Source organism: Streptomyces sp. NPDC047869 (genome assembly GCF_040704065.1).
Taxonomy (GTDB): domain Bacteria; phylum Actinomycetota; class Actinomycetes; order Streptomycetales; family Streptomycetaceae; genus Streptomyces.
Genome location: NZ_JBEYRK010000002.1, coordinates 298800 through 319330 on the forward strand (window position 1 = coordinate 298800; position 20531 = coordinate 319330).

Here is a 20531-nt window from a genome sequence, read left to right on the forward strand (position 1 = left end):
GCGACTTTGCCGACACGACCTAGTCGTCGGCCGGCAGCAGACGGCCCACCGTCTCCTCCAGCCGCGGCAGCACCCGCTGGCCCGCCAGGGCCACCGCGATACCCGCCACCACACCGGCCCACCCCACCGGCCCCAACGGGGCGCAGCCGACCGCGTGGCTCACCACCGGGACCTGGATGAGGGCGACCAGCGCCACCGCCGAACCCAGCGCCGTCACCCGCACCAGCGGGCTGTCCCGGCGGTCCAGCAACGTCTGCGCGAGCTGGGTACCGACCACCCCGCACAACGCCATCGTGCTCGAACGGCGCGCCGTACCCGGCGTGAAACGGCCGATCAGCCACGCCGTCACCGCTCCCAGGCACGTGGTCAGCGCCCGGTGCCGGATCTGGCGGACCAACGGCTCCCCCAGCACACCGCCCGCCGCGTCCTCCGGCGACCGCGGCCCCGACCGCTCCGCGGCCTCCACCCCCGCCTTCGGCGTCACCGCCACCGCCATCGCCGGGAACAGATCCGTGAACAGGTTCACCAGCAGCATCTGCCGCGTCGACAACGGCGCCCGCCCCGACACCAGCGTGCCCAGCAGACCGAAACCCACCTCACCCGCGTTACCGCCGATCAGGATCGCGATCGCGTCCGCCACGCTGTGCCACAACGCCCGCCCCTCGACGACCGCGTCGATCAGCACCGTCAGATCGTCGTCCGTCAGCACGATGTCCGCGGCGTTGCGCGCCGCGGCGGAACCACGGGCGTTGATCCCCACACCGATGTCGGCCGCCCGGATCGCCGCCGCGTCATTGGCACCGTCACCCACCATCCCCACCACCCGGCCCGCATCCCGCAACGCCTCCACCACCTGCAGCTTCTGCTCCGGCGCCACCCGCGCCACCACACCCGCGTCCCGCAGCATCCGCGCCCGCCCCGAACGGTCCGCCGCACCCAGCTCGTCCCCCGTCACCACCACCGGCTCCTCCGGCCACCCCAGCTCCCGTGCGATCGCCCGAGCCGTCTGCGGATGGTCCCCGGTCAGCATCACCGGCCGCACCCCCGCCTCGTACAGACTCCGCACCAACGCCGTCGACGTCTCCCGCGGCACATCCGACAACGCCAGCAGACCCGTGAAACCCAGCTCCCGCAGCGGCTCCTCCAGCACCCCGGCCGCCACCTCGCCCTCCGCAAGCCGGCGCCCGGCCACCGCGAGCACCCGCAGCCCGTCACCGGCCAGCACATGCGCGCCCTCCGAAGCGTGCGGCGGCAGATCCCGGCAGGCCGGCAGCACCGTCTCCGGAGCCCCCTTCACCACCAGCACCCGCACCCCGTCGCCCGTCCGGCCGACCGCCGCCGCATACCCACGAGCGGCCTCGAACGGCAGCCCCTCCAACTGCGTCCACCCCGGGTCCTCCCCGGCCGCGTCCAGCACCGCCTCGTCCGTCGCGTGCACCGGCCGCTCCGACCCCCCGTTCAGCCGCGGACACGCACGCGCCGCCGCCCGCACCGTCTCCGCCGCCGCCGCATCGTCCGCGGCACACACCCCGCCCCCGGCACCCCACACCCGCACCAGCCGCAGCCGGTTCTCCGTCAGCGTGCCCGTCTTGTCGAAACAGACGGTGTCCATCCGCCCCAGCGCCTCCAGCGTGCGCGGCGTACGCACCAGCACCCCGTCACGGCTCAACCGCCGCGCCGCCGCCAACTGCGCCACCGTCGCCACCAGCGGCAACCCCTCCGGCACCGCCGCCACGGCGACCGCCACCCCACCACTCACCGCATCCCGGACCGGCGTCCCCCGCAACAACGCCAGCCCCGTCACCGCCGCCCCACCCCCCAGCGTCCACGGCAGCGCCCGCCGCGTCAGCTCCTGCAACCTCGCCTGCACCCCACCCGCCGGCGGCACACGAGCGGCCAGATGAACCGCCCGCGCCGCCTCCGTACGGTCACCCGTGTCCACCACCACGGCACGGGCCGTCCCCGCCACCACCGTCGTCCCCTCGAACACCATGCACCGCCGGTCCGCCACCACCGCGTGCGGCGTCCGGTCCGTCTGCTTCTGCACCGGCAGCGACTCCCCCGTCAACGCCGACTCGTCGACCTCCAGACCCTCCTCCCACAACAACCGCGCATCCGCCGGCACCACATCGTCCCCGGCCAGCTCGATCACATCACCCGGCCGCAACCCACCCGCGTCCACCGTGCGCGTCCCACCCGCCGGCGCCTCCTCCTCCGACGGCGCCACCCGCGCCTTCCGCTTCTGATCCGCCAGCAGCCCCGACAACGCCCGCTCCGCCCGCAACCGCTGCACCCCACCCACCAGCGCGTTCAGATCCAGCGCACCCACCACCAGCAGCGCGTCCACCACCGAACCCAAAATCGCCGACGCCGCCGAACCCACCGCCAGCACCGGAGTCAGCGGATCATGCAACTCACCGCTGACCGCCCGGCCCAGCCGCACACCCCAGCGCACCGGACCCACCGCCGGATGCCCGGCCACCGCACCCGCCGCCCCACGCACCCCCGCCGACACCCGGCCCAGCCCACCCACCTCGGCAGCCGGCTCCCGGCCCAGCCGCTCCCGCGCCTCCTCCACGTCCAGCTCATGCCAGTGCACCCGCGCCCGCGGACGCGGAGCCGAAGCCACCGCCACCCCCAGCCCCGCCCGCACCCCCGAGAACAACGCACCCGCCGCCGCCACATCCACCGGCACATGCCGCATCCCCGGCAGCACCGCCAGCCGCCCACGCCCACCCCTGGACTCCCCCACCGCCACCAGCAACCCCGAAAGCGCGGCACCCGACCGCGCCAGCGTCTGCGACCGCCCACCCACCGCACGCGCCGCCGGAACCGCCCTCAGCACCCGCCACACATCCGGCAGACCACGCCGGGCCAGCACATCCGCACCCCACACCACCGCGCCGTCCCCGTCCACCAGAGCCACCGCCAGATCACCGGCCCGCAACCCCGCCAGCACCGCACCGTCGTCCGCCGAACCCAGCCGGGCGACCGTGATCACAGTCCCCCCGTCACCACGCATCTCGCACACCACGTCGTCCAGCGGCCGCCGCGCGTCCACCACCACATCCGCCAGACCCGCGAAATCCTCCAGCACCGGGTCGTCCACCACCACGACCCGCAACCCCGCCCGCCGCGCCGCGTCCAGCACCGGCTCCGTCCACGGATCCACCGAGCCGTCCACCGCACGCAGCGCACTCGGATGCAGCACCACCGTCCCCGCCAGCTCCAGCCGCCGCAACCGCTCCGGCGCCCGCACCAGCGCCCCCACCCGCGCCAGCGCACCACCCAGCACAGCCTGGAAGGCCACCGGACCGTACCGCGCCGCCTTCGGCGAACCGGCGAGCACCGCCTCCGCCGCCTCCGCACCGTCATGTTTCACCAGCAACGTCACCAGCGCGCCGATCACACTCCCCGTCGCCGCATGAGCCGCGTACTCCTGCGCCGGAGTCGCCCGCAACGGCGGCCGCTCCCACCCCCGGCCGCCCACACTCACCCGCTCCGGAGCACACAACTCGTCATGCACCGTGTCGAACGCGGCAGCCTGCGCCACCGCCTCCGCCAGCTGACACCCCCGCAACGCCCCGTCCAGCACCAGCGAAGCCGGACTCTGCCCCGCCCCGTGCGCCACCGCGTTCGCACCCGCCAGCACGAGATCCATGCCCGGCTCGCCCAGCCGCCGGCGCAACACCGCACGCACCCGCGGGTTCTCCCGCAGCAACGTCACCGCCGCCGTCACCGTCCGGGGCGACGGCGGCAACCGCCACGCATTCGCCGCGAACGCCGCGCCCGTACCCACCACATCGGCCGCGAGCGCCGCCGCCGCGACCCGCACCGCCACCGGATCCGCCGGATGCGACAACTCCTCCGAATCACAACCCAGCTCCAGACCATGGCGCGCCGCCACATCCGCCACATGGTCAAGCACCCGGTCCGTCAGCCCGTCCTCGGCCGCCGTCACCACCAGCCGGGCCAACCCCCCGTCCCAGTAGGCCAGCAGCACATCAGGATGCTCCGCCACCGCGGCGGCCACCCGACGCCCCAGGCGCGCCGTGCCGTGCCGCGCCGCCTCCTCATGCGCCGGCCGCAACGCCACATGCTGCCGGGCACCCGCACGCCACCGTCCCGCACCACCCGGCAGCGCGTTACACGCGACCCGGCCCACCCGCACCGCCGCGTCCGCGCCACGGACCCCGGCACGCGCCGTACCCGCCACCGCCCCCGCCGCCGCACCCACCACCGGAACGGCCACCCGCGCCAGCAACCGCGGCGCCGCCGGCACCAGCCGGGCGGCAGCCGACGGAACCGTCAACAGAGAGAACACCATCGAACGTCCTCAGCGTGTCGTACGGCCAGGCCGCGCCGTGGGCCCGAGACGTCCACCATGCGCACCATGCCCACTGTGCGCGGCGGAACCGCCGTGCTCAGCGGCCCCACTGTGCCCCTGCCCCGGCCGCTCCCCGGCCGGCGCCGTCCGATGCGTCGCCGCCCACGCCATCGCCTCGTCGTCCGGCTCGGCCGCCACCGGCTCGTCCGGCACATCCACCACATCCGCACGCTCCACCGGCTCACCGTCCTCCACCGGCGCACCGAGCCGCCGCCCCACCGCACCCTCCGCCTGCCCAGCGCCCGGCCGCGGCTGGGTCAGCCACGCCACCGCCGCACCCGTCAACGCCACCGGCCACTCCACCACCCCCGCCACCCCCAGCACCCCGGCCCCCGTGTACACCGCCAGCCGCCGGCTCCTCGGCGACACCGCGCCCACCTTGTCCAACGTGCCCGCCGCGACCCTGCTCACCATCCCGGCACCGGGCAACCGCCCCAGCACCGAGGCCGCGCCCCGCACCGGAGCGGTGAGAACCGAGGACGACCTCTGCTCCGCCATGACTCCTCCACCTCCGCACACTCCTGCCGTGCCCTCCGAGTGCCCCGACACAGCGGGTCATCCCACAGGTCAGCGACGAACGCCGCCCATACCTCCAGGTTCCGGTCCCCCAGCGCGAGCCGCACGCGGAACAGCCCCCGGCGGGCCCCGGACAGACCCCGGAACGCACCGCGCCCCGGCCGGAACGGCCGGGGCGCGACAGGGGTGAGACGGCGGCGAAGCCGCCGCGGAACGGGCCTACTCCTCTTCCTCCACGGAGCTCTCCGCCTCCGTGGCCGCACCGTCCGCCTCCAGAAGACGCGACAGCTGACGGCCCACGATCCGCTTGAACTTGCGCTGCTGCGGCCGCGTACGGTCCAGCACCGCGACCTCCAGACGCTCCGCCGGAATCTCCCGCTCACTGCCATTGGTGTCACGGGACAGCGCCTGCACGGCCAGCTTCAACGCCTCGGCCAACGACATGCCGTCCCGATGACGCTGATCCAGGAAACCGCTGATCTGCTCCGCGTTGCCGCCCACCGCCACCGAGCCGTGCTCGTCCACGATGGAACCGTCATGCGGCAGCCGGTAGATCTGGTCGCCCTCGGGCGTCGCGCCGACCTCGGCCACGACCAGCTCCACCTCGTACGGCTTCTCCGCCGCCGAGGAGAAGATCGTGCCCAGCGTCTGCGCGTACACGTTCGCCAGACCCCGGGCCGTCACATCGTCACGGTCATAGGTGTAACCACGAAGATCCGCGTACCGCACACCACCGATCCGCAGATTCTCGTACTCGTTGTACTTGCCGGCGGCCGCGAAACCGATCCGGTCATAGATCTCGCTGAACTTGTGCAGCGCACGGGACGGGTTCTCGCCGACGAACACGATGCCATCGGCATACTGCATGACCACCAGACTGCGGCCACGCGCGATGCCCTTACGGGCGTACTCCGCCCGGTCGGCCATCGCCTGCTGGGGTGAGACATAGAACGGCGTCGACACCGGTTATCCGTCCCTTTCTGTCATGGTCACTGGATCACCTCGAAAACAGCCGGGCCACGCTCAGAGCAGCGCGGCCTTCGGACCGTCCGGCTCCTCCAGCCGCCGCTGGAGCACCGCACGCGACAGCTCCGAGGCCTCGTCCTCGGTGAGCCGGCGGAAACCGTCCTCGGTGATCACTGTGATGATCGGATAGATCCGGCGGGCGACATCGGGACCACCGGTCGCCGAGTCGTCGTCAGCCGCGTCGTACAGAGCCTGCACCACCAGCGTCGCGGCCTGCTCCTCGGACAGGTCCTCCCGGAACAGCTTCTTCATCGCACCACGCGCGAAGATCGAACCCGAACCCGTCGCCGCGAAGTTGTGCTCCTCGGAACGGCCGCCCGTCACGTCGTACGAGAAGATCCGCCCCCGCTCCCGGTCCACGTCGAACCCGGCGAACAACGGCACGACGGCCAGCCCCTGCATCGCCATGCCGAGGTTGGAACGGATCATCGTCGACAGCCGGTTCGCCTTGCCCTCCAGCGAAAGCTGCGCGCCCTCGACCTTCTCGAAGTGCTCCAGCTCCAGCTGGAAGAGCTTCACCATCTCCACGGCGAGACCGGCGGTGCCGGCGATGCCGACGGCCGAGTACTCGTCCGCCGGGAACACCTTCTCGATGTCCCGCTGGGCGATCACATTGCCCATCGTCGCCCGGCGGTCACCGGCGAGCACGACGCCCCCGGGGAACGTGACGGCCACGATCGTCGTCCCGTGCGGCGCCTCGATCACCCCCTGGGTGGGCGGCAGCTGCCGCTTGCCGGGCAGCAGCTCGGGCTGGTGCTCGGAGAGGAAGTCCATGAAGGAGGAGGATCCTGGCGTCAGGAAGGCAGCTGGCAGACGCCCGGTGCTACGAGTGTTGGCTTCCACGCGTTTCCTTCCACGTATGCAGCAGCCCGCCTTATGGCCTCGGGCTGATCCTTGAACTGCCCCAGTGCGGCATTGCAGCTGAAGCACAGTACGCCTCGGACCCTACCCGTCTCATGGCAGTGATCCACATGCATGGCCGGAGCGTCCAGACAGATCGCACAGAGCCCGCGTTGGGTGGCGACCATCGCATCACGCTCGGCTTCGGTGAGGCCATAGTTGCGCTGCAGATGCTGCGCTCGCCCCTTCGCCGCCTTACAGGCCTCGCATAGGGTCGCCAAGCCGTCCGAGGCGCTGCGATTGCGCGTCCAGTCGCTGTGCGGCTTGATCTCTCCGCACGTACGGCAGTACTTGTGTCCTGCCGGCACGGCCACCCTCGGCCGGACATTGCGCCCCCTGGCAAGCTGACGCTGCTGGTGATAGGCGGCGGCACACTCTCTGCAGTAGGCCAGCAGCCCATCACGCATCGCCTTGTTCTGCGCGAACGCTGCCCGCGGCTTGTGCTGTTTACACCGCGAGCAGCGCTTTGCGCTCTCTTCGCTCTCCAACCCCGGCTCCCCCGTCACCTTCAATTCGAAGGCAAAATTGGGCTACTGCCCACCCTTCTGAACGAAGGAGCGAACGAAATCCTCTGCGTTCTCCTCGAGTACGTCATCGATTTCGTCCAGGACGGAGTCCACGTCGTCGCTCAGCTTCTCCTGGCGCTCCTTGAGGTCCTCGGAGCCCTGCGCGTCCTGCGCCTGCTCCTCGACCTCCTCGGTGGAGCGCGTGGCCTTCTGCTGGCCGCCGCCGGTGTCCTTGGTTGCCATATCCCTCACCCCGCTCTGTTCGCCCGACATGGTCGACGGGTCGGCATTCCTGCCGATCGGTGATGATCAGACCCTACAAGCCGGGTCCGACATCGGCCCCGCAGTTTCGGCAACGTGCGGGGGCCATCTCGATGATTCCCGGGCGGTGGGGTTTCCACCCCGGCCGCCCGGGCGGGTCCGAGTAACCCGTGGATCCCGGTCAGCCGCCGGACAGGACCCTGACCAGGTCTTCCGCCGTGCGGCAGCGGTCCAGCAGCTCCTTGACGTGATTTCGCGTTCCGCGAAGCGGTTCGAGGGTTGGGACGCGCTGCAGCGAATCCCGGCCCGGCAGGTCGAAGATGACCGAGTCCCAGCTCGCCGCGGCCACGTCGTCGGCGTACTGCTCCAGGCAACGGCCGCGGAAGTAGGCGCGGGTGTCCTCCGGTGGCGTCGTGCGGGCCCTTTCGACCTCGGCCTCGCCCAGGAGGCGCTTCATGCGGCCGCGGGCCGCCAGGCGGTTGTAGAGGCCCTTCTCGGGCCGTACGTCGGCGTACTGGAGATCGAGGAGGTGGAGCTTGGCGGCGTCCCAGTCGAGGCCGTCGCGGCGGCGGTAGCCCTCCATGAGTTCGCGCTTGGCGACCCAGTCGAGTTCGCCGGCCAGGCTCATCGGGTCGTTCTCGAGCCGGTTGAGGGTGTCCTCCCAGCGGGAGAGGACGTCCTTGGTCTGGTCGTCGGCGTCGGCGCCGAAGCGTTCCTCGACGTACTTGCGGGACAGCTCGTAGTACTCCATCTGAAGCTGGACCGCGGTGAGTGTGCGGCCGCTGCGCAGGGTGATCAGGCGCTTGAGGCCGGGGTCGTGGGAGACCTGGTGGAGGGTCCGTACAGGCTGGTCGACGGCCAGGTCGACCGCGATGAAGCCGTCCTCGATCATGGACAGGACCAGGGAGGTGGTGCCCAGCTTGAGGTAGGTGCTGATCTCGGAGAGGTTGGCGTCGCCGATGATGACGTGCAGGCGGCGGTACTTCTCCGCGTCGGCGTGGGGTTCGTCGCGGGTGTTGATGATGGGCCGCTTGAGCGTGGTCTCCAGGCCGACCTCGACCTCGAAGTAGTCGGCGCGCTGGCTCAGCTGGAAGCCGTGTTCGTGGCCGTCCTGGCCGATGCCGACGCGGCCGGCTCCGGCGAAGACCTGGCGGGAGACGAAGAAGGGCGTGAGGTGGCGCACGATGTCCGAGAACGGGGTTTCCCGTTTCATCAGGTAGTTCTCGTGCGTGCCGTAGGAGGCGCCCTTGTTGTCGGTGTTGTTCTTGTAGAGGTGGATGGGCTGGGCGCCGGGGAGCTGTGCGGCTCGTTCGGCGGCCTCGGCCATGACGCGTTCGCCGGCCTTGTCCCAGAGGACGGCGTCGCGGGGGTTGGTGACTTCGGGGGCGCTGTACTCGGGGTGGGCGTGGTCGACGTAGAGGCGCGCACCGTTGGTGAGGATGACGTTGGCGAGGCCGATGTCCTCGTCGGTGAGCTGGCTGGAGTCGGCGGCCTCGCGGGCGAGGTCGAAGCCCCGGGCGTCCCGCAGCGGGTTCTCCTCCTCGAAGTCCCAGCGGGCCCGGCGGGCCCGGTGCATCGCCGCGGCGTAGGCGTTGACGATTTGGGATGAGGTGAGCATGGCATTGGCGTTGGGGTGGCCGGGGACGGAGATCCCGTACTCCGTCTCGATGCCCATTACTCGCCGTACGGTCATGCGGCCCTCCTTGCCCGGCGGCACCCTCGGTCGTGGGTACCGCTCGCGTACCGCCGGCGTTCCGGTGCGTGTGCGGTGCCCGTCCCCGCACTGTGCGACCCGGCGGTAGGAAAGAGCCTAGAACGCCTTTGCGCTGGTGGGGAGATCATTTGCGTCATTGGCTGCTCCGGTCGTGGCCTGAAAAGCAGTCGGCTGCGGGTACCCGTGGTGGGCACCCGCAGCCGCCCTGGTTCTACAGGTACTGACCGGTGTTCGCCACCGTGTCGATGGAGCGTCCGGTGTCTGCGCCCTGCTTTCCGGTGATGAGGGTGCGGATGTAGACGATCCGTTCGCCCTTCTTTCCGGAGATGCGGGCCCAGTCGTCCGGGTTGGTGGTGTTGGGCAGGTCCTCGTTCTCCTTGAACTCGTCCACGCAGGCCTGGAGGATGTGGGAGACGCGCAGGCCCTTCTGGCTCTTGTCCAGGAAGTCCTTGATCGCCATTTTCTTGGCGCGGCCGACGATGTTCTCGATCATGGCGCCGGAGTTGAAGTCCTTGAAGTAGAGGACTTCCTTGTCGCCGTTGGCGTAGGTGACTTCCAGGAAGCGGTTTTCCTCGGATTCGGCGTACATGTGCTCGACCGCCGTCTGGATCATGCTCTGGACGGTGGTGGCCTTGTCGCCCTGGTGCTCTCCGAGGTCGTCCGAGTGGAGCGGGAGGCGCTCGGTGAGGTACTTGCCGAAGATGTCCTTGGCCGCTTCGGCGTCGGGCCGCTCGATCTTGATCTTCACGTCGAGGCGGCCGGGGCGCAGGATGGCGGGGTCGATCATGTCCTCGCGGTTGGAGGCGCCGATGACGACCACGTTCTGCAGGCCTTCGACGCCGTCGATCTCGGCGAGGAGCTGCGGGACGATGGTGTTCTCCACGTCGGAGCTGACGCCGGAGCCGCGGGTGCGGAAGAGGGATTCCATCTCGTCGAAGAAGACGATGACGGGGGTGCCCTCGCTGGCCTTCTCGCGGGCTCGCTGGAAGACGAGGCGGATCTGCCGCTCGGTTTCGCCGACGTATTTGTTGAGGAGCTCGGGGCCCTTGATGTTGAGGAAGAAGCTCTTGCCGGCGGCCTGTCCGGTGACCTCGGCCACCTTCTTGGCGAGCGAGTTGGCGACGGCCTTGGCGATGAGCGTCTTGCCGCATCCGGGGGGCCCGTAGAGCAGGACGCCCTTGGGCGGGCGCAGCTCGTGCTCCTTGAAGAGGTCGGGGTAGAGGTAGGGCAGCTCGACGGCGTCGCGGATCGCCTCGATCTGGTTGCCGAGGCCGCCGATCTGTTCGTAGCCGATGTCGGGGACTTCTTCGAGGACGAGTTCCTCGACCTCGCTCTTGGGGACGACCTCGTAGACGTAGCCGGAGCGGGGTTCGAGCAGGAGGGCGTCGCCCGGGCGGATGGTGACGTCGAGGAGGGGTTCGGCGAGCCGTACCACTCGTTCTTCGTCGGTGTGTCCAAGGACGAGGGCGCGCTCGCCGTCCTCGAGGATCTCCTTGAGGGTGACGATGTCGCCGACGCGCTCGAACTCCATGGCGTCGACCACGTTGAGCGCTTCGTTGAGCATGAGCTCCTGGCCGCGCCTGAGGTCGTCGAGTTCGACGCTCGGGCTGACGTTCACGCGGAGCTTGCGGCCGCCGGTGAAGATGTCCGCGGTGCCGTCCTCGTTGGCCTGCAGGAAGACGCCGAAGCCGGCGGGCGGCTGGGCGAGCCGGTCGACTTCTTCCTTGAGGGCCACGATCTGGTCGCGGGCTTCGCGGAGTGTGTTGGCCAGGCGCTCGTTCTGGGCGGAGACGCCGGCCAGGTTGGTCTGCAACTCGACGATCCGCTCTTCGAGAATCCTCGTGTGCCGCGGAGAGTCGGCGAGCTTGCGTCGCAGGACGGCGATCTCCTGCTCAAGGTAGGCGATCTGCCCGGCGGGGTCGTCGGACCCTCGTCCCGGGCGGATGCCGCGGTTCATGTCGTCGTCGTGGGCTGCCACGGTCCTCACCTCCTCCAAGGGGAGCTGGACGCTTCCAGACCCTACCTGGGTGGGTGACGATTGAAACCCCTAGATCATAAAGACTGTCAAGGTGTGTCGTCGGTCACCCGGTGCGCTCCCTCTCGCACGGAGGGGATACCCACTCAACGTTATTCGGAAGCCGCTTGTTCCTGGTCCGTGGCGGTCAATACCCGGCGTGTGTGGCTGGAGTTGTCCGTTCCGGGCCGGTCGGCCGGTTCCTGGGCACGTTTCGGTGCGCTCGCGCGGTCATCACGCAGAGCGACGGTCTGGTCGGTCGGGGTCATCGTCGGGGCGGCTGGAAGTGTTCGCCCGGTTCCGGGGCTCCCTTTCCCGGTCGGGCGCTCGTACCCGAGGGGGTGCCGAGGGAAACCCGATACCCGTGGAATCGGGAGGGTATGCGGGCGGGGGTAGGGTCGGGGTGTTCAACAGCCGCTGGTGCGGACCTCGCTGGCCGTCGGGCCGGGGGTGCCGTCCGGCGATTCGACGGCAGGAGAGATGACCGTGCAGCAGGAGGCCCCGGACGAGGCGCTGGAGGTCTGGATCGACCAGGCTCTGTGTACCGGCGACGGGATCTGCGCCCAGTACGCGCCCGAGGTGTTCGAGCTGGACATCGACGGGCTGGCCTATGTGAAGGGCGCGGACGACGAGCTGCTGCAGGCCGAGGGTGCCACGGTGCCGGTGCCGCTGCCGCTGCTCACGGATGTGGTCGACTCGGCGAAGGAGTGTCCCGGCGAGTGCATTCATGTGCGCCGGGTTCTGGACAAGGTCGAGGTCCACGGTCCGGACGCGGAGTGAGGCCCGGCCGGTGACCGGCTGTGGTGCGCGCGCGTGAGCCGTCTTCGGGCGGGTCGCGCGCGTGCGGCGTTTTCCGGGCCGGGTGCGCGCTTGGGGGGCGCGGCCGGGCCGGGGTGGGTCAGACGCTGTGGGCCGCGGTGGGCGTGGAGCGGATGAACGCCTTGCCGTTCCAGTGCCAGCTGGTGGGGGTTTTCAGGTCGGGGCAGCAACTGGGTATGCCGGCCGAGGAGTAGCCGAGCAGGGTGGCGGTGACGGTGCCGGCGTCGTAGGCGAAGTCGTCGACGGTGCGGCGGTCCTTGGGGTCGACGAGGGTGGCGACGACACGGGCGGTGCCGCCGGCGGTGCCGCGGGTGAGGACGTAGACGCCATCGGGCGGTGTGCCCATGGGGGCGTCGCAGTGCACGACGGCGACGGTTTCCGGTGCGCCGTCGCCGTCGAGGTCGCCGGTGACCTTCTTGACCACGATCGCTTTCACGGGCCCGCAGGTGAGCGGGAAGTGCACGCCGCTGGTGCTGGGTGGTGCGGCGGCCGCCGGCGCGGTCTTGGTCTCGGTGCGCGTGGTGGTCTGGGCGGCCGTGGCCGATCCGGGCTGCACGGCGGAGGAGAGGGCGACGACGCCGGCGATCGCGGTGGCGGTGGCGACCCAGTGGATGGGCCGGGTGTGCGTGTGGGCGAGCTCCGGAACGGCGGATGGCTGCACTAGGAGTGTCTCCTGTGAGGGCTGTGCCGGTGGGGGGGGTGGCCAGCATGGTGCCACACGTCACAGTGCGTGGGAACGGCGGGGTCGGTACGGGATCTCGCGGGCGGGGAGTACGCGCGCGGTGGGGGTGCGCGGCCTGGTGCCGTGTCAACGCGTCGGCGCCGTGGCCGGGTTCCCGGTTGTGGTGGGGAACTCGGGCACGGCGCCTTCGCGTTGTGCCGGTCGGAGGGGGCCGGTCAGCGGCCGGTGCCGCCGTCGGCGTTGGGGCCGGCGTAGTCCTCGCCGTAGGCGCCCTTGGCGGGGCGGCGGCGGCGCATGGGCGGCTCGACGCCGTCGGCGAGGCGGCGGGCGGTGAGCAGGAAGCCGGTGTGGCCGATCATCCGGTGGTCGGGCCGGACGGCGAGGCCTTCGATGTGCCAGTTGCGGATCATGGTCTCCCAGGCGGTCGGCTCGTTGAAGCAGCCGATCTCCCGGATGGACTCCACGGTCCGGGCGAGCTGGGTGGTGGTGGCCACGTAGCAGCACAGGATGCCGCCGGGGACGAGTGCCTTGGAGACGGCCTCCAGGCATTCCCAGGGGGCGAGCATGTCGAGGATGACGCGGTCGACGTCGGTGTCGGACAGGTTGTCCTGGAGGTCGCCGACGGTGAGCTGCCAGGCGGGGTGGGGGCCGCCGAAGTAGCGCTCGACGTTCGCCTGCGCGATCTCGGCGAAGTCCTCGCGGCGCTCGTAGGAGTGCAGCATGCCCTGGTCGCCGATGGCGCGCAGCAGGAAGCTGCTGAGCGAGCCGGAGCCGACGCCGGCCTCGACGACGCGGGCGCCGGGGAAGATGTCGGCGAAGGCGAGGATCTGCCCCGCGTCCTTCGGGTAGACGACGGCTGCCCCGCGGGGCATGGACAGGACGTAGTCGGGGAGCAGGGGGCGCAGCGCGAGGTAGGCGACGTTGCCGGTGGTGCGGACAACACTGCCTTCGGGAGCGCCGATCAGTTCGTCGTGCGGGAAGGAGCCCTTGTGGGTGTGGAAGTTCTTCCCGGCTTCGAGCGTGAACGTGTAGTGGCGGCCCTTGGGGTCGGTCAGCTGTACCTGGTCCCCGACCTTGAAGGGCCCGCGCCTGCGGGCGGCACCGGTCGGTTCGGACATGTGACCAGCCTACCGGCGTTTGCGGGGGCCGCCGACCACGGGAGGGCGGGCCGTCAGGGGCGGGCCATGGCCTTGACGAAGGCGCGCTCGACGTCTGCGGCGGAGAGGACGCCGTAGATCTCGCCGGTCTCCTCGACGACGAGGTATTCGGTGGCGGGGGTGGCGCGGAGGGTGTCGAGGAGTTCTTCTCCGGCCAGTTCGGCGGAGACCCGCATGCCGTCGGTGAGGTCCTGGGCGAGGCCGCTGACGGCGACCCAGGGGCGGCGGTGTTCGGGTACGCCGACGATGGCGGCCTCGCGGACGAGGGAGAGGGGGTTGCCGTCGGGGTCGACGACGACGAGGGCGCGGGCGCCCGCGGCGTTGGCGCGGCGGAGGGCTTCGGACAGCGGGGTGTCGGTCTCGACGGGGACGGCTCGCCGGGTGAGGGCGCGGGCCTTGAGTTCGGGGAGGTGTTCGCGCAGGCGGGCCATGCGCAGGCTGTTGCCGGCGCCGGTCCAGATGATCGCGGCGAGGATGGCGGCGAGCAGGGCGTCGGTGACGGTGTCCATGCCGCCCATGTCCTGGTTGCCCCCGCCGAAGGCGCCGGACTGGTTGAGCAGCGGCAGGCCGACGAGGACGGAGATGGCGAGGGCGCGGCCGACCCAGGCGGCCGCGACGGTGCCGCTCATGGGTTTGCCGGTGATCTTCCAGACGACGGCGCGGAGCATGCGGCCGCCGTCGAGGGGCAGGCCGGGCAGCAGGTTGAAGGCGGCGACGATGAGGTTGGAGATCATCAGGCCGGCGAGCAGGACGCCCGGGACGCTGTCCGGCTGTACGGGCTTCATGGCCAGGTAGAACAGGCCGGCCAGGGCGAGGGAGAGCAGGGGGCCGACGAAGGCGAGGACGAATTCGCGTCCCGGGGTCTCGGCCTCCTTCTCGATCTCGGAGACTCCGCCGAAGAACTGGAGCTGGATGCGGCGGACGGGGAGTTTGAAGCGGATCGCGGCGACCGTGTGGGCGAGTTCGTGGACGAGGACGGAGGCGTAGAAGGCGACGGCGAAGAAGAGGGATACCAGGTAGCGGGCGGCTCCGAGTTCGGGCAGGACCCGGTCGAGCTGGCCGCCGAAGACCCAGGTGATCAGGGCGGCCACGAGGAACCAGCTGGGTGCCACGTAGACGGGGACGCCGAAGGGGCGGCCCATGAGCAGTCCGCCGCCGGGTTCCCTGGGCCGCGGCTGCGGGGGTTCGCCCTTGGCGATGCCGGAGTGGGCGAGGGAGCGGTGTTCGGCGGGGTGGGTGCCGGGGCCGGCCGCGGGGGTCTCCTCGTCGGTGGCGGGGTGGGTGGGGCCGGTGTGGCAGGGGGTCTCGCCGGTTTCGGCGCTGGGGGTCGGGCTCGGGGCGCGGGTGTCCTTCGGGGTGCCCGCGTCGGGGTGCTCGTCCCGGCCGTCGTGGCCGTGCCGGGCGTCGTGGTCGTGCCCGTCGAGGTCTTGCCCGTCGTCGTGGTGGTCGTGCCGACTGTCCCGATCGTCGCGGTCGTGCCGGTCATCGATGTCGTGGCGGTCGTCCGGTTCGCGGGAGTCGCCGAGGCCGTCGCGCTCTGCCGGGCCGGGCTGGGGGGTGCCCGTGGGCTCGGGGCCGTCGTCGGGCTCCGGGCCGGCGTGGTGACCGGTGGGTCCGGCCGCCGGGACCGTAGGGCTCGCGGGGTGCTCGGCCGGCTCGTCGTTGCCGGACCGCGGCTGCCCGCTCCCGCCGCTCGCGTCCACGCTGTCCCCTCGTTCGAAGCGTCTTCCGCGCCATGTGGGCGGAAGGTCTCGGGTCGATGGTATGCGGCCGTGGTGGTTCGTTCCGCCCCGGCACCCCTTGTCTTTGCCCCGCTGTCGCGCGGCCTAACGCGGCCCGCGGCTGGGTCGCTGTCAGTGCCGGGCCGTATGGTCTGGGGTCATGGACAGCAGCATCGAGGACGCGGGGGCCCTGCCGGGTCATGCCGGGGGGACGGTTCCGGCGGCGGGGGCGGCGGAGCCGGCGCCGGACGCGGCGGTGGCCGCCGGGGAGCCGGTGGTGCCGGGCGGTGGTGCGGCCGGGCCGGCGGGAGAGCGGGTGGCCGTCGCGCCGTCCTCGTTGTCGCCGTCCCGGGCCGGTGACTTCATGCAGTGTCCCCTGCTGTACCGGTTCCGGGTGATCGACCGGTTGCCGGAGAAGCCGAGTGAGGCCGCGACGCGGGGGACGCTGGTGCACGCCGTGCTGGAGCGGCTGTTCGACGCGCCCGCCGCGGAGCGGACGGCGCCGCGGGCGAAGGCGCTGATCCCCGGGCAGTGGGACCGGTTGCGGGAGAGCCGGCCGGAGATCGGGGAGCTGTTCGCCGAGGATCCGGAGGGCGAGCGGCTGGCCCGCTGGCTGGGTGAGGCCGAGCGGCTGGTGGAGCGGTGGTTCACGCTGGAGGACCCCGCCCGGCTGGAGCCGGCCGAGCGGGAGCTGTTCGTGGAGGCCGAGCTGGAGTCGGGGCTGCGGCTGCGCGGGATCATCGACCGCGTCGACGTGGCGCCCACCGGCGAGGTGCGGATCGTGGACTACAAGACGGGGAAGGCGCCGCGGCCGGAGTACGCCGAGGGCGCGCTGTTCCAGATGAAGTTCTACGCGCTGGTGGTGTGGCGGCTGAAGGGGGTCGTCCCGCGCCGGTTGCAGCTGGTGTATCTCGGCAGCGGTGACGTGCTGACCTACGATCCCGTCCCGGCCGACCTGGAGCGGGTGGAGCGCAAGCTGCTGGCGCTGTGGGAGGCGATCCGGCAGGCCACGGAGACCGGCGAGTGGCGGGCCCGGCCGACGAAGCTGTGCGGCTGGTGCGATCACCGGTCCCACTGCCCGGAGTTCGGCGGTACTCCCCCGCCCTATCCGCTGCCGGTGCGGTCCGCCGCGGCCGGCGAGTAGGGCCGGCGGCTGCCTCGAGGGCGCCGCCGGTGGCCTGCCGGGGGCAGGGCAGAATGGGTGCGGACTAGCGAAGGAGTGTCACGTGGCCATCCGCGTCCTACTGGTCGACGACCAGCCCCTGCTGCGTACCGGTTTCCGGATGATTTTGGAGGCCGAGCAGGACATCGCGGTCGTGGGCGAGGCCGGCGACGGCCTGCAGGCCCTCGATCAGGTACGGGTCCTGCAGCCGGATGTCGTGCTGATGGACATCCGGATGCCGCGGATGGACGGTGTGGAGGCCACCCGGCAGATCACCGGTCCCGGGCGGGACGGCCCGGCGAAGGTGCTGGTGCTGACCACGTTCGATCTGGACGAGTACGTGGTGGAGGCGCTGCGCGCCGGGGCGAGCGGGTTCCTGCTGAAGGACGCGCCCGCCAACGAGCTGGTGCAGGCGATCCGGGTGGTGGCCGCCGGCGAGGCGATGCTGGCGCCGAGCATCACGCGCCGCCTGCTGGACAAGTACGCCACGCATCTGCCGTCCGGCGAGGAGTCCGTGCCGGACACCCTGCACACGCTCACCGACCGTGAGGTGGAGGTGCTGAAGCTGGTGGCGCGCGGGCTGTCCAACGCGGAGATCGCCGCGGATCTGTTCGTCAGCGAGACGACGGTGAAGACGCACGTGGGACATGTGCTGACCAAGCTCGGCCTGCGCGACCGGGTGCAGGCGGCGGTGTACGCGTACGAGAGCGGGCTGGTGCGGCCCGGCGCGAGCTGAGCCGGCCCCGTTACGACGCCGAGGGCGCCCCTTCCCGTGCGGGAAGGGGCGCCCTCGTCATGTGAGGCGGGCGGGCGTCAGCCGCTCACACCGCGGCCGAGCTCCCACAGCTGGAGCGAGGCGACGGAGTTGAGGGCGTAGGAGACACCCGTGACGTTGTCGCGTGCCGCGACGTACTGCTTGCCCTGCCACAGCGGCAGCACGGGGACGTCCTCGGCGACGGTGTCCTGGATCGCGGTGAGGGTCTTGACCGCGTTGAGGCGGTCGGCCTCGCGCCGGGACTGGGGGATCAGCGTGCGCTGGATGGTGCCGTTGGAGTAGGGCGAGCCGAGGAAGTTGCCCTTGTCGAGGAAGGGCGCGACGAAGTTGTCGGCGTCGGGGAAGTCGGGGAACCAGCCCATGCCGTAGACGTCGTACTGGCCCTTCTGCTCGGCGGGCCGGAAGGTCGACCAGGGGTGGCCCTGGATGCTGACGTCGAACAGGCCGCTGTTGTTGAGCTGCTTCTGCAGGATCTGGAACTCCTGCTTGGTGGCCGAGCCGTAGTGGTCGGTGGTGTAGTGCAGCGTCAGCTTCACCGGGGTGGTGATGCCGGCCTTCTCGAGCAGGCTCTTGGCCTTGGTGGCGCTGGGGTCGCCGTACTTGTTGAAGAATGAGTTGGAGTGGCCGGTGAGGGTGGCCGGGACCAGCGAGTACAGCGGCTCGGCCTGGGTGCCGTAGACCTTGGAGACGAGTTCGCCGCGGTTGATGACCTGGGCCATGGCCTGGCGGACGGCCTTGCTCTTCACGGTGGGCGCGTCGGTGTTGAAGGCCAGGTAGCGGATCTCGAGGCCGGGCATGTCGACGAGGTCGACGTTGGCCTGGGAGCCGGAGTCCAGCTTGTCGATCTGGGAAGGCGACATGGTGCGCGTCATCAGGTCGATGTCGCCCTTTTCGATGGCCTGGCCCATGGCGTCGGCGTCGTCGAAGGAGCGCATCTCGACCTCGTCGTTGTTCACCGTCAGGCTGCCCTTGTAGGAAGGGTTCTTGGTGAAGGTGGCGGTGACGATCGCGTTGTCCTTGACGTCGGACTTGAGCGTGTAGGGGCCGGAGCCGTCGACGTCGAAGCCGTCGCGCAGCTTGTCCTTGGCGTAGTCCTTCGGGTTGACGATGCCCGCGACCGGGGTCGACAGCTTGTACGGGAACGTGGCGTCGGCCGTCTTGAGGTGGAAGATCACCTCACGGTCGCCCTGGGTCTCGATCGTGTCGACCGTGTTCAGCAGGGTGGCGACACCACTGTCCGCGTTGATGCGCAGGGCACGCTCGATGGAGTACTTGACGTCGGCGGCCGTGACCTTGTCGCCGTCGGAGAACTGCAGGCCCTCGCGCAGCTTGCAGGCGTAGCGCTCGTTGCCGCTGTCGGTGAAGGAGCAGCTCTCGGCGGCCTCCGGGACGGGGTTGCCCTCACCCTTGGGCTGGGTCATCAGGGTCTGCACCGTCTGGCGCAGGATGTTCCAGGTGCCGACGTCATAGGCGTAGGCGGGGTCGAGGAGCGCCGGGGCGTCGCTGGTGGCCTCGAACCGGTCCGTGGTGCCGACCACGATGGCGTCCCCGCTCTTGCTCCCGCTGTCGGATCCGCCGCACGCGGCGAGAACCGGCGTCAGCAGGCCGGCCAGTGCCGGCAGCACCAAAGTCTTGCGGTTCATGCGGGAGTTTCTCCAGAGCTGTTCGAGTCCATGTACTCGGCATGCATGGGTGGTGCGGCGAGCCACGGGGGTTGCTTCGATGTTCTCGCGACGAGATTAGTCCGCGCCCGCACGGGGGTTCACTGACGCATGAGTTGAGCGTCCATCACGGAGTGAAACCGGGTGCGGACACACCGAAAACCCGACAGCGGCAGGATTAGTGCAGCGTCTCCCCAATCGGGACACAAGGGCACGCCGTCACGTCCCGGATCGGCACGGTCTGCACACTTGGGCAACGTTGTCGAGGACTCGACGCGTGGGGAACGTCACACCTGTGGCGAGGAGTTGGCGCTTACCGGAATTCGGCCGGGCGGCCCGCGCGGAATTCGCTCCATGGTGTACTTCCCCGGAAATTTGTCCAACACGCGCATGGCGTTTGGCACTCGGCCGGCTCGGGGCCCGGGAGTGCCCCGCGTGAACGGCTACCGCTTTTGCGCCATCAGGCCGCGCAGGAATGGCAGGTCGACCTCTTCCAGGGAGGACACGACGGTGCGCGTTTCGGCCGGGGCGATGGGGGCGATGGAGGGGACGGCGACCACCTGGCAGCCGGCGGCCTCGGCGGCGGCGACGCCGGTGGCGGTGTCCTCGACGACGGCGCAGCGGGCCGGGTCGACGCCGAGTCCGGCGGCGGCGAGCAGATAGGGGTCGGGGTAGGGCTTGGTGCGCGAGACCTCGTCACCGGCGATGGAGAGGCGGAAGTGGTGGGGGCCCAGCACGGTCAGCACGCGGTCGATGATGCGCCGGTGGGAGGCTGAGACCAGGGCGGTGGGGATGCCGTGCTCGTGGAGTTCGGCGAGCAGCCGGGCGGCGCCGGGCATCAGCGGCAGGGACCGGCCGATGCGGGTCTCGAAGCCGTCGTTGAGCAGCACGGAGACTTCGGCGAGGGTGATGGCGGCGCCGGTGGCCTCGATGAGGAAGCCGGCGCTGCGGGTCATGGGGCCGCCGACGACGACGTGCCGCCAGGATTCGTCGAGGACGTGGCCGAGGGCGGCGAAGACCTCGACCTCGACGTCCCACCAGAAGCCCTCGGTGTCCACCAGGGTGCCGTCCATGTCGAGGAGTACCGCCTGCAGGGCGGAGCCTTCGGCCGTACGGGTTCCGAGCGCTGGGACAGTGCTGGTCATCCGTGCGCACCTCCTTCAGGGACGACCAGGCCGGTTCCCATGCGGGGAACCGGCCTGCGGTGGACCGACCAGTGTACGTCTCCGA

The 20531-nt window shown here is 70.9% G+C and carries 16 protein-coding genes; 3 read left to right on the forward strand and 13 right to left on the reverse strand.

The window, feature by feature from the left end; all coding sequences use genetic code 11:
* Positions 1–19: 19 nt before the first annotated feature.
* The 8 genes from AB0924_RS03940 to arc all read right to left on the reverse strand — a co-directional run bounded on the left by AB0924_RS03940 (position 20) and on the right by arc (position 11288).
* Positions 20–4327 (reverse strand): cation-translocating P-type ATPase, encoded by a 4308-nt coding sequence (locus AB0924_RS03940; RefSeq protein ID WP_366910575.1) that lies wholly within the window; start codon positions 4325–4327, stop codon positions 20–22.
* 9 nt (positions 4328–4336) lie between these two features.
* Entirely contained in the window at positions 4337–4885 is a 549-nt protein-coding gene (locus AB0924_RS03945) for a hypothetical protein (RefSeq protein WP_366910576.1), read from the reverse strand.
* 237 nt (positions 4886–5122) lie between these two features.
* Entirely contained in the window at positions 5123–5866 is a 744-nt protein-coding gene (gene prcA, locus AB0924_RS03950) for a proteasome subunit alpha (protein ID WP_199209929.1), read from the reverse strand.
* Between the two features lie 60 nt (positions 5867–5926).
* A complete protein-coding gene (gene prcB / locus AB0924_RS03955) occupies positions 5927–6772 on the reverse strand; it encodes a proteasome subunit beta (RefSeq protein WP_358932038.1) in 846 nt (281 codons plus the stop codon).
* Complete coding sequence (locus tag AB0924_RS03960) at positions 6724–7317, reverse strand: endonuclease VII domain-containing protein (RefSeq protein ID WP_366910577.1); 594 nt, start codon at positions 7315–7317, stop codon at positions 6724–6726. The genes prcB and AB0924_RS03960 overlap by 49 nt, the downstream gene beginning before the upstream one ends.
* A gap of 42 nt (positions 7318–7359) precedes the next feature.
* A complete protein-coding gene (locus AB0924_RS03965; RefSeq protein WP_031108679.1) occupies positions 7360–7578 on the reverse strand; it encodes a ubiquitin-like protein Pup in 219 nt (72 codons plus the stop codon).
* Between the two features lie 199 nt (positions 7579–7777).
* A complete protein-coding gene (dop, locus tag AB0924_RS03970; RefSeq protein WP_358932034.1) occupies positions 7778–9289 on the reverse strand; it encodes a depupylase/deamidase Dop in 1512 nt (503 codons plus the stop codon).
* Positions 9290–9521: 232 nt separating this feature from the next.
* A complete protein-coding gene (gene arc, locus AB0924_RS03975; protein WP_358932031.1) occupies positions 9522–11288 on the reverse strand; it encodes a proteasome ATPase in 1767 nt (588 codons plus the stop codon).
* A 516-nt stretch (positions 11289–11804) separates the two neighbouring features.
* Here arc and AB0924_RS03980 point away from each other — a divergent pair.
* On the forward strand, positions 11805–12104 hold the full coding sequence (locus AB0924_RS03980) for a ferredoxin (protein ID WP_358932029.1): 300 nt from the start codon (positions 11805–11807) through the stop codon (positions 12102–12104).
* 118 nt (positions 12105–12222) lie between these two features.
* Here the strand turns inward: AB0924_RS03980 and AB0924_RS03985 are convergent, their stop codons facing one another.
* The 3 genes from AB0924_RS03985 to AB0924_RS03995 form a co-directional block, all read right to left on the reverse strand.
* Complete coding sequence (locus AB0924_RS03985; RefSeq protein ID WP_366910578.1) at positions 12223–12804, reverse strand: hypothetical protein; 582 nt, start codon at positions 12802–12804, stop codon at positions 12223–12225.
* A 236-nt stretch (positions 12805–13040) separates the two neighbouring features.
* Positions 13041–13943 carry a tRNA (adenine-N1)-methyltransferase gene (locus tag AB0924_RS03990; protein WP_067050546.1) on the reverse strand — a complete coding sequence of 301 codons (903 nt, stop codon included), beginning with the start codon at positions 13941–13943 and terminating at the stop codon, positions 13041–13043.
* A 53-nt stretch (positions 13944–13996) separates the two neighbouring features.
* Entirely contained in the window at positions 13997–15685 is a 1689-nt protein-coding gene (locus AB0924_RS03995) for a site-2 protease family protein (RefSeq protein WP_366910579.1), read from the reverse strand.
* 178 nt (positions 15686–15863) lie between these two features.
* Between AB0924_RS03995 and AB0924_RS04000 the strand changes: the two genes are divergently transcribed.
* Complete coding sequence (locus AB0924_RS04000; RefSeq protein ID WP_366910580.1) at positions 15864–16847, forward strand: RecB family exonuclease; 984 nt, start codon at positions 15864–15866, stop codon at positions 16845–16847.
* Positions 16848–16929: 82 nt separating this feature from the next.
* Positions 16930–17601, forward strand: coding sequence for a response regulator transcription factor (locus tag AB0924_RS04005; protein WP_358932020.1), 672 nt, complete (start codon positions 16930–16932; stop codon positions 17599–17601).
* Positions 17602–17678: 77 nt separating this feature from the next.
* Here the strand turns inward: AB0924_RS04005 and AB0924_RS04010 are convergent, their stop codons facing one another.
* Positions 17679–19283 carry an ABC transporter substrate-binding protein gene (locus AB0924_RS04010; protein ID WP_358932018.1) on the reverse strand — a complete coding sequence of 535 codons (1605 nt, stop codon included), beginning with the start codon at positions 19281–19283 and terminating at the stop codon, positions 17679–17681.
* 461 nt (positions 19284–19744) lie between these two features.
* Positions 19745–20446 (reverse strand): HAD family phosphatase, encoded by a 702-nt coding sequence (locus AB0924_RS04015; RefSeq protein WP_358932016.1) that lies wholly within the window; start codon positions 20444–20446, stop codon positions 19745–19747.
* Positions 20447–20531: the final 85 nt, after the last annotated feature.